A 9,374-nucleotide genomic window follows, 5' to 3' on the forward strand; every position below is an offset into this window, starting at 1 on the left:
ATACTCGTTATTTTTAGTATATTCATATCAAGGTTACAATTCGGTTACAAAATCTTTAAATATCAATTTTTTTCTACAATAAAGCAAGGTGATAGTATGTTACCATTTAAAAAAGTTTCAAAAATATATTTTAGTCCATCTGGGACTACAAAAAGAATTGTGGATGAAATAGCTAAAAATTTCGAACTTGATAATGAAAATTATGATTTGTTGAGTTTTGATGATAAAAAGAATTTTGACGATGAACTTGTCATTGTTGGAATGCCTGTTTTTGATGGAAGAATTCCTAAAATGGCAAGAGATCACTTAGCTGAACTTAAAGGAAATAATACCAAAGCAGTTGCCGTAATCAATTATGGTGGCATAGGTTATGGTGATGCTTTGTTGGAATTGGTAGATTTGCTTAAAGAAAATAAATTTGATGTTATTGGAGCTGCTTCAACGGTCAGCAGACATTCACTGTTTAATGAAATTGCTTCAAAAAGGCCGGATAATATGGATATGAAAATGCTTAATGAGTTTTCACAAAACATTATTGAGAAATTGGAATCCGGTAAAACGAATGAGATTTTCGTTTCAGGCCAAAAGCCGTTTGCGGATTATGTAAATCATTCGTTCAATGTAAACTGTGATGAGAATCTGTGTGTTTACTGCAATGATTGCGTTTACACATGTCCTGTTGAGGCAATTGAAGAGGATAATCCTATTGAGACAAATCTTGATCTTTGTGATAGTTGCAGTCTGTGCATTAATATTTGCAGCGAAAACGCCAGGTCATTTGATGGTCAGGATTATCTTGCTGAAAAGGAAATTGCTTTGGAAAATGATATGTCAAGAAAAGAGATTGAATTTTTCATGTAAAAAGAGATAATATGGGGTGTTTTTTCGCACAGTAAACACCCTGTACTTTGGAAAATTATATTGGCAGATAATATTTTCCATGTTTTATCAAATTAGAAAATTGTGGAAAACTAACTTGATAATAATTTGAAGAGTTATATGGACAATAATGTAATCCAAGAAATGTGTTTTTTAGGTTATCCTAAACTTTACATCTCTAGTTATAATGTTATCTTTTATAGTATATAAAAGTTTCTATTTTTTTAGGTATACCTAAAATTTAAAAAAAGAGATTTTTGGAAACTCTTTTGAGTTTCCCTATATTAATTTTTGAATTTCTTCACGAACGATTTTATTAACGAGACTACCATCGGCTTTTCCTTTGAGCTGTTTCATACTCATACCCATTAAAGGACCCATAGCGCCCATTTGACGTTCTTTCACCATAGATTCGTTATTTGCAATGATATCTGCAATGATTTTAGTCACATCCTCTTCACTGAGCATTGTTAAATTATTGCTTTCAGCGATATTTGATATGTCTTCATCAGGATTTTTAATCGTTTCGATAGTTAATTTACGAACACTGTCTTTTGCAATTTTGCCATCAGCCAATAACGTGAATATTCCTTTGTAGTGATCTAAAGTCAATATGTTGGTGTCATATCCTTCTCTTTTGATTTCACGCAAATCATATGCGAGAAGTGATGCTACAGGAGTTGCATCCACATCAACATCTTTCAATATATCTTCAAAGGTATCTGCAGTTTGCCTTTTAACAAGCTGTGTAGCCAAATCTTCACTTAATGAGTATTGCTTAATGATTCTTTCCTGTTTGACGTCAGGCAATTCAGGCAAGTTGTTTGCAATAGGTTCAACTCGCTCAGATGTGATTTTAAATAACGGAATGTCTGTTTCCAGATACATTCTGTTTGCAGTAGGAAGTGGTCTCATGTATTCGGTATTTCCGTCATCTAAAGCTTTACGGGTTTCTTCAACCACACCATCAAGACCTAAGTTAGCTCTTCTTTTAACTTCTTCCAATGCAGAAACTGCAATGTCTTCATCATGAGCCACTATAATGAATGCGTCATCTTCACCAATTTCCAGATATTCGCTTACTTTATCAACTTCTTCCTGGGTTATTCCATAGGCTGGAAGTTCATCGCTATGGAAAATACCGGATACGCCACGTTTTTTAGCATAACTAGCAATTTCAGTACCGAATCTTCTTCCCGGCTGGACTTCACGTCCGATTAATCCGTCAAATCCTTTCAATACAACTGCTTTAATGGTTTCTGCGGATTTTAAGATTTTGGATTCGGTCTCAACAAACAGTTCGTCCAAGTCATGAATTTCTTCAAGGACTTCAGCATTTCTTTCTTGCAATTGCTTTTTAATATCAATTAATTCGAGCTGTCTTGTAACTTCACGGTTCACGATTTCTGCCATTAAATCTAAATCCTGCACACCTTTGATTTCAACACGAGCTCCTTCAGCAATGGAAATGTTTAAATCCTGTCTGATTGTACCGAGGCCTCTTTTAACATTTGTACTTCTTAAGATTTGACCAAGCATATATGCGACTTCTCTGACCTGATCAGGATGGTGCATTGAAGGGTCTGTTGTAATTTCAGCTAACGGAATACCTAATCTGTCTAATCTGAATTCGGTAAATCCGTCTTTTGTTTCAACTCTTCTTGCAGCATCTTCTTCTAATCCAAGACTCTCAATGATTACTCTTCCATATGGAGTGTCCAGGTATCCGTCAGTTGCAACCATACCTGTTCTTTGGAAACCTCCAGTATTACTTCCGTCAATAACCTGTTTTCTCATTGTATGGAATTCATCTACAATATGCATGTTCATCAGACATGCAATGGTAATACAGATATCTAAAGCCTCTTCATTTAAACTGTGAGGTGGTTCATCATCGTTTTCAACAAGACAAGTGTGTTTTTCAAAGTTTTCATATTTGAAATTCAATCCTCTTAGGGATTCTTGTAAAGCTGCTCTGTCAATTTCTCCAAGTTCTGATTGTGTTGGTCTTAATTTTCTTTGAACCAGTTCATCAAAATCATCATCAACAAGTTCTGTTTTACATGGACAGAATAATTTATGCTCGCTGTTTAATTGTTGGTGAATTTCAAGTCCCATTTTTAATCCTAATTTTTCATAATCCATATTAACACCCTAGTTTAAGAAATCCTTAATTGAAGATTTTTTACTAAATTCACCTGCAATATTTTCATGCATAATCTCTTTTACTTTATTGTAATCATCACTTTGACCTAATGCCCAGCATAATTTCACATAAGTTGTCTCAGGAGTCATGTCAAGACCTGAAATTACTCCAGCATCAAGTATTTCACGGCCGGTTGAATAAACGTTCATGTTAACTCTTCCGTAAAGACATTGGGAAGTCATAATGACAGGAATATTTTCTGATTGTGCTCTTTTGAATGAGTCAATCAGGTTATTTGGAACATGTCCAAGACCGGTTCCCTCAATGACAAGACCTTTATATCCTTTGTCAATATGATACTCAACATATTCTTCAGAAATTCCAGGAAAACTTTTAATAAATCCTACTTTCTCTTCAATAGCAGTATTCAGCTCTAAATCATTTTCTCCTCTTTTAGTGTAATTATATTCCGGATTAACATTAACTTTTTTATCTTCGATTTTAGCTATTGGCTGTGCGTTAATGCTTCTGAAGGTATCTCTGCGGCTTGTGTGCATTTTTCTTACTTTTGTACCTTTGTGAAGGTAAGTGAACTTGTCATTCAAGCTTCCATGCATACAGACACATACTTCTGCAATATCTGATTTTGCAGCAATCACTGAATCAATCAAATTGATGTTTGCATCGCTTGAAGGTCTGTCTGAACTTCTCTGTGCACCAGTAATGATAATTGGAACTGGTGTTTTCAGCATGAAGCTTAGAGCTGCTGAAGTATAGTGCATCGTATCAGTTCCATGGGCGATTACAACACCGTCTGTACCTTCTGAAATGTCATTTGCTATTTCCTCTGCCGCTTTTACCCAGTATTCGGGTTTCATGTTTTCACTTAAAATATTATACAATGCCTTAACATTGTAATTGGCATAATCCAATAGTTCAGGGTTTGCTTTTACCAGATCTGATGCTGTAAATGCAGGATGCACTGCTCCTGTCCTGTAATCAATAACTGATGATACAGTTCCTCCTGTGGATACGATTGAGATGTTCTGTTTTGAATCATCTTTCGGAATTTCAGTTTTATCAAATCCTATTTTCGGTTTTTCTCCTTTTTCAATAAGCTCTGCTGTAGTATTTTCAATAGCTACACCAATATTGTAGCCGCTGGACAATTTCAAAACTAAATATCCGTCATCAGCATCTTCAGGTCTATCAAGCAAAATACCAGTATATGAGATATCCTCTTTGTTTAATTTGATTTTATCTCCTATACCTAAATTATAATTTTCAATAAATTCTTTAGCATTTTGTTTATAGCTCATAAAATCACACTATGAATTGTCTTTTATCCATTTTGCTCCAGCATGTAAAACATCAATATTGACATCGATGACTTTAGGTTTGGAAGCAAACATTTCTTTAATAGCATTTTCGTAAGATTCAGCTTTCAATACATTAGTCAGTTCAGTTAAAGCACCTAAAAGTGCAGTATTTGCAGTTCTGGCATTTCCATGTTCTTCTGCAATATCCACACAAGGCATCGGAATAACTTTGACGTTTCTGTCGGTTGTGAATTCTCCGATGTGTGAATCGTAAAGTATTGTTCCTCCTTCCTTAACGTCCTGTGAGAACTGCTCTAAGGAAGGTTTGTTCAATGCAATGAGAATATCCATTTCATCAACTACTGGAGTTCCTATTGTCTCATTGGATATCACTACGGAACAGTTGGATTTTCCTCCTCTCTGCTCAGGTCCGTAACTTGGATACCAGGATACATGTTTTCCTTCCGCACATGCAGCCTGTGCAATAGTCAATCCAGCACTTAAAACTCCCTGTCCTCCGAATCCGCTGACTTTAATGCTTACAGGTTCAATGTCCTCATCAACATAACCTGATCCTTCATCTCTTTTTACATTAAATATTTTATCCAAGGATTCTTTGCTGAAATCACTTGCAGGCCTTTGGACAGGGTCTTTTTTGTAAAGATTGTTTCTGAAGTTTTTGACAGGGAATTCTTTTTCCATCTGTTCTTCAATAAATTTTTGAGCACTAGCAACATCCTGCTTTAAGTTAGTAGGACAAGGTGATAATATTTCAACAAATGAATACCCTTTTCCTTCTTTCTGAACGGTCAATGCCTGTTTGATTGCATATTTTGCAAGTCTGATTTTCAATGGATTGGCAAGAGACACTCTTTCAATAAATACTGGTGCCTTTAAAGTGTTGATTAACTCGCACATATGGGTAGGGTGTCCTGAATAGTCAGGATCTCTTCCGGTCTGGCAGGTAACAGTCTTTTCACCGATTAATGTTGTAGGAGCCATCTGTCCACCGGTCATTCCATAAACGGTATTGTTTACAAAAAATACTGCGATTTTTTCTCCACGGTTTGCAGCCTGCAATGTTTCGTTCAAACCAATTGATGCTAAGTCCCCATCTCCTTGATAGCTCATTACAATAGCATTATCTTCTGCTCTTGAAATACCTGTAGCTACTGCAGGAGCTCTTCCGTGTGCAGTCTGGTAGTTTCCGCAGTTAAAGTAGAAGTAAGCGTATACCGAACATCCGACAGGAGAAATCATGACACATCTTTCCTGTATTCCGAGTTCATCCATACATTCAGCAATCAATTTGTGTATGATACCATGTCCACAACCTGCACAGTAGTGGGTTGATTTAATGTTGGTTCCTTTTCTAGGATACTCTTCTAAAAGGGATTGTGGATTTCTGCGTATCTGTAATTCATAATCGTCATTATTTTTTAAATCTTCTATTTTCATTCTTCCACATCCTTAATCAATAATGTTTGGACTAGCCTTTTCACTGCTTCTTTTTGAAGTATCTAAGTTTTCATCTTCAAATCCTGCAATTTCATAGATTTTTGCAAGCACATGTTTCAGTTCAATCAGGTTACCACCCATTCTGTTTACGAGGTGAGTATCCTCTTTTCTTAAAGCTGCAAACTGAACATCCTGTAATAATTGGCCGTTACTCATTTCAACTGATATGAAGCTAACTCCTCTGTCAGCCAATTCCTTAACTTTTTCAGTAGGGAAAGGAGATAATGTGATAGGCCTTAAAAGTCCAACTTTCAAACCGTTTGCACGGCTTTTGTCAACAGCAGACCTTGCAATTCTTGAACTGATACCGTATGATACTAAAATGATGTCAGCATCTTCTGTGTTGTACTCTTCGAAAATAACTTCTTCAGCATCAATTTTTGCATATTTTTCCTGAAGCTCATAGTTGAAGTCTTCCAATTCATCAAAGTCATTGTAGATTGAAGTAATGAGGTTTCCCATAGTTTCCTTATTTCCTCTTACTGCCCAGGATTCGTCGATTTCGGGTTCAACAGCTTCGGTTGGGAACACTAACGGTTCGGCCATTTGACCTAATGTTCCGTCAGCTAAAACGACAACTGGATTTCTCCATTTGTCGGCTAGTTCAAATGCTTTCATTGTCAAATCGCACATTTCCTGAACGCTGTTTGGAGCTAAAACTATGTTTTTATAGTTTCCATGACCTCCGCCTTTAACGATTTGGTTATAGTCTCCTTGTTCTGGTCCGATATTTCCAAGACCAGGGCCTGCTCTCATAATGTCAACGATAACTGCAGGCAATTGCGCACCAGCCAAATAAGTGAAACCTTCCTGCATTAAACTGATACCAGGTCCTGATGAAGCGGTCATTACTCTGTGGCCTGTACCTGATGCTCCATAAACCATGTTTATTGAAGCTTCCTCACTTTCTGCCTGAACAAAGTTTCTTCCGACCATCGGGAAGTATTTTGATGCTTCATGTAAAATTTCACTTGCAGGAGTAATTGGATATCCAAAGAAACAGTCACAGCCAGCATACATTGCACCGATAATAACTGCCGTATTTCCTTTTACCATTTGATTACTCATTTATTCTCCTCCTTTGTTAGCCACTTTTGCTTTAATCATTTTACCAATCTTGTCATCAACAACTTTTTTGTATTGGTGTACTTCAAGTGCTAATGGTTCCGGGCATGTAAAATAACAGTCTTTACATCCGGTACAACCATTTCCACTATAATAAGCGTATTGATATCCTGCATTATTCATTTCATTTGAAAGCAAGATTGCATTTTGAGGACATCCGACAATACATCTTTGACATCCTTTGCACTCTTCTATATTAATGACAGGAAAAGATATCTCTTCGTCAACCATAATAATCTCCTAATTAATTTTTGTCTTTATTTCTTATTTCTACCCTTCTTATCTTACCACTGATTGTTTCAGGAATTTCATCAACATATTCAATCATTCTTGGGTATTTATAAGGGGCTGTAACACGTTTAACATGATTTTGAATGTCTTTTGTAAGTTCTTCTGAAGGCTCGAAGCCCGGCTGCAATATGATGGTTGCCTTTACGATTTGGCCTCTAACTTCATCAGGATAAGCGGTAATTGCACAATTGGTAACTGCTTCATGTGATAAAACAGCACTTTCAACTTCATAAGGTCCTATACGGTATCCTGATGATTTGATTATGTCATCGTTTCTTCCGACAAAGTGAACGTATCCGTCTTCGTCAATCCATGCGGTATCTCCGCAGTGGTAGTATCCGTCATGAATCTGCTGTTTTTGTTTGACAGGATCTTTATAATATTCCTTAAATAATCCTGGATTACGGGAATCTTCATCCAATTTAAAACAAAGTTCTCCTTCTTCTCCAATTTCTACTTTTTCATCATTTTCATCTAATAATTCTAAATTAAATAATGGGGAAGGTTTTCCGATTGAACCTAATTTTGCATCCAGCCATATGAATGTTCCAATGGATAATGTGGTTTCGGTTTGGCCGAACCCTTCTTTAATAGTTAAACCGGAAATATCTTTGAATCTTTTGGATACTTCAGGAGGGAGAGGTTCTCCTGCTGTTGCAACATAAGTAATGTTTGAAAAATCATATCCCTCAATTTTTTCTTTAATTAGGAATCTGTAAACTGTTGGCGGAGCACAGAATGTTGTTACCTTATTTTCGATAATTTTTTCAAGTAATTTAATTCCGTTGAACCTAACATAATCGTAAATGAATATTGCTGTACCTGCAATCCATTGTCCGTAGAGATTTCCCCAAACTGCTTTTCCCCAACCGGTATCTGATGCAGTATGGTGAATACCGTCTTCTACAACATTCTGCCAGTATTTTGCAGTAGGGATATGTCCTAATGCATAGGTATGTTTATGTGAAACCATTTTTGGAAGGCCGCTGGTTCCTGATGTGAAATAAATGAGAAATATTTCTTCAGCATAAGTTTTTTCCTCACCAGTTGGTCTTTCAAATTCTGGACTTTGCTCTTCGATGGCTTTATTGAAATTAATCCAACCGTCCCTGTCGGTTTCAATTACAAGTTTTGTTAAGTCAGTATCCAATTCTTTTTCGGCTTCTTCATAATCCGGAAGTAATGTGTCTTCTTCAACAGATACCACAAGTTTTACCTCAGCCTGTTTTAATCTGAAATCGATATCATGAAGCTTTAACATATGGGTTGCCGGAATAGCTATTGCACCAATCTTGTGCAGTGCAACCATACAGAACCACCATTCATATCTGTTTTTTAAAGTAAGCATTACTTTATCGCCTTTTTGGATACCTAAACTTTTGAATAGGTTTGCAGTTCTATTGGAGTATTCTTTCATATCCTTAAACGTGAAAGTATGTTTTTCTTCATCATCATTAGTCCAAATTAAAGCGATTTTGTCAGGGTCAATTTCAGCATATTTGTCCACTACATCAAATCCGAAGTTAAAATCGTCATTATATTTTAATTTAAAATTTTTGAAAAAATCTTCATAAGAGTCAAAATCAACTCTCTCAACAAAATCTCCTATTACAGATGTCATATTAACTACCCTCTACATTAATACTGCTAAAAATTTAGCAGGTTTATCATTTAGCGCTACCATTGCATGTCTATGTGTTGAATCAAAAAATATTGAGTCTCCTTCATTTAATATAATCTCATTATTGTGAATGTAAATTTTAAGTGTTCCTTCAAGAACGTAATTAAATTCTTGACCAGGGTGTGAATTCAAAGATGGAATTGGATTTTTTTCAGGATCAACAGTCACCAAAAATGTTTCAGCTTTTTTGTGAATAAATTTGGAGCATAAGTTTTCGTGATTATATTCTTTTCTTCTTTCAACAGAAATTCCTTTATTTGCACGAGTAACATCAAAGATGCTCATTCTGCTTTCTTCACCAGTTAAAAGTAAGCTTAAATCTACTTGGAATTTGTTTGCAATTTCGTAAATAAAGCTTGCCGGAATGTCAACTTCTCCGGTTTCGTACTGGGAGTATGTCTTTAAATCTACGTTC

The 9,374-nt window shown here is 35.9% G+C and carries 8 protein-coding genes; 1 reads left to right on the forward strand and 7 read right to left on the reverse strand.

The annotated features are described in order from the left end of the window. The first annotated feature begins 96 nt into the window (after positions 1-96). Positions 97-861, forward strand: a complete 765-nt coding sequence (locus tag IJQ68_RS05380) for an EFR1 family ferrodoxin (protein WP_292797954.1) — start codon at positions 97-99, stop codon at positions 859-861. Positions 862-1,158: 297 nt separating this feature from the next. Here the strand turns inward: IJQ68_RS05380 and gatE are convergent, their stop codons facing one another. The 7 genes from gatE to IJQ68_RS05415 all read right to left on the reverse strand — a co-directional run. Continuing rightward, positions 1,159-3,024 (reverse strand): Glu-tRNA(Gln) amidotransferase subunit GatE, encoded by a 1,866-nt coding sequence (gene gatE, locus IJQ68_RS05385; protein ID WP_292797956.1) that lies wholly within the window; start codon positions 3,022-3,024, stop codon positions 1,159-1,161. A 9-nt stretch (positions 3,025-3,033) separates the two neighbouring features. Continuing rightward, positions 3,034-4,344 (reverse strand): Glu-tRNA(Gln) amidotransferase subunit GatD, encoded by a 1,311-nt coding sequence (gatD, locus tag IJQ68_RS05390; protein ID WP_292797958.1) that lies wholly within the window; start codon positions 4,342-4,344, stop codon positions 3,034-3,036. Between the two features lie 9 nt (positions 4,345-4,353). Continuing rightward, positions 4,354-5,802: a 2-oxoacid:acceptor oxidoreductase family protein gene (locus tag IJQ68_RS05395; protein ID WP_292797960.1), complete on the reverse strand. Its 1,449-nt coding sequence runs from the start codon at positions 5,800-5,802 to the stop codon at positions 4,354-4,356. A 12-nt stretch (positions 5,803-5,814) separates the two neighbouring features. Then, complete coding sequence (locus tag IJQ68_RS05400) at positions 5,815-6,930, reverse strand: 3-methyl-2-oxobutanoate dehydrogenase subunit VorB (protein ID WP_292797963.1); 1,116 nt, start codon at positions 6,928-6,930, stop codon at positions 5,815-5,817. Further along, on the reverse strand, positions 6,931-7,218 hold the full coding sequence (locus tag IJQ68_RS05405) for a 4Fe-4S dicluster domain-containing protein (protein WP_292797965.1): 288 nt from the start codon (positions 7,216-7,218) through the stop codon (positions 6,931-6,933). It abuts the gene before it with no gap. Between the two features lie 13 nt (positions 7,219-7,231). Beyond that, a complete protein-coding gene (locus IJQ68_RS05410) occupies positions 7,232-8,899 on the reverse strand; it encodes an AMP-binding protein (protein ID WP_292797968.1) in 1,668 nt (555 codons plus the stop codon). A gap of 12 nt (positions 8,900-8,911) precedes the next feature. Next, positions 8,912-9,374: helix-turn-helix domain-containing protein (locus IJQ68_RS05415; RefSeq protein ID WP_292797970.1), on the reverse strand; the 463-nt coding region annotated here is incomplete at its 5' end.

This window comes from Methanobrevibacter sp. (genome assembly GCF_017447225.1).
Taxonomy (GTDB): domain Archaea; phylum Methanobacteriota; class Methanobacteria; order Methanobacteriales; family Methanobacteriaceae; genus Methanocatella.

Bases quoted from the DNA above. Each gene is read 5' to 3' on its own strand.
- IJQ68_RS05380 (WP_292797954.1), top strand. From the start codon at position 97: ATGTTACCATTTAAAAAAGTTTCAAAAATATATTTTAGTCCATCTGGG.
- gatE (WP_292797956.1), bottom strand. From the start codon at position 3,024: ATGGATTATGAAAAATTAGGATTAAAAATGGGACTTGAAATTCACCAA.
- gatD (WP_292797958.1), bottom strand. From the start codon at position 4,344: ATGAGCTATAAACAAAATGCTAAAGAATTTATTGAAAATTATAATTTA.
- IJQ68_RS05395 (WP_292797960.1), bottom strand. From the start codon at position 5,802: ATGAAAATAGAAGATTTAAAAAATAATGACGATTATGAATTACAGATA.
- IJQ68_RS05400 (WP_292797963.1), bottom strand. From the start codon at position 6,930: ATGAGTAATCAAATGGTAAAAGGAAATACGGCAGTTATTATCGGTGCA.
- IJQ68_RS05405 (WP_292797965.1), bottom strand. From the start codon at position 7,218: ATGGTTGACGAAGAGATATCTTTTCCTGTCATTAATATAGAAGAGTGC.
- IJQ68_RS05410 (WP_292797968.1), bottom strand. From the start codon at position 8,899: ATGACATCTGTAATAGGAGATTTTGTTGAGAGAGTTGATTTTGACTCT.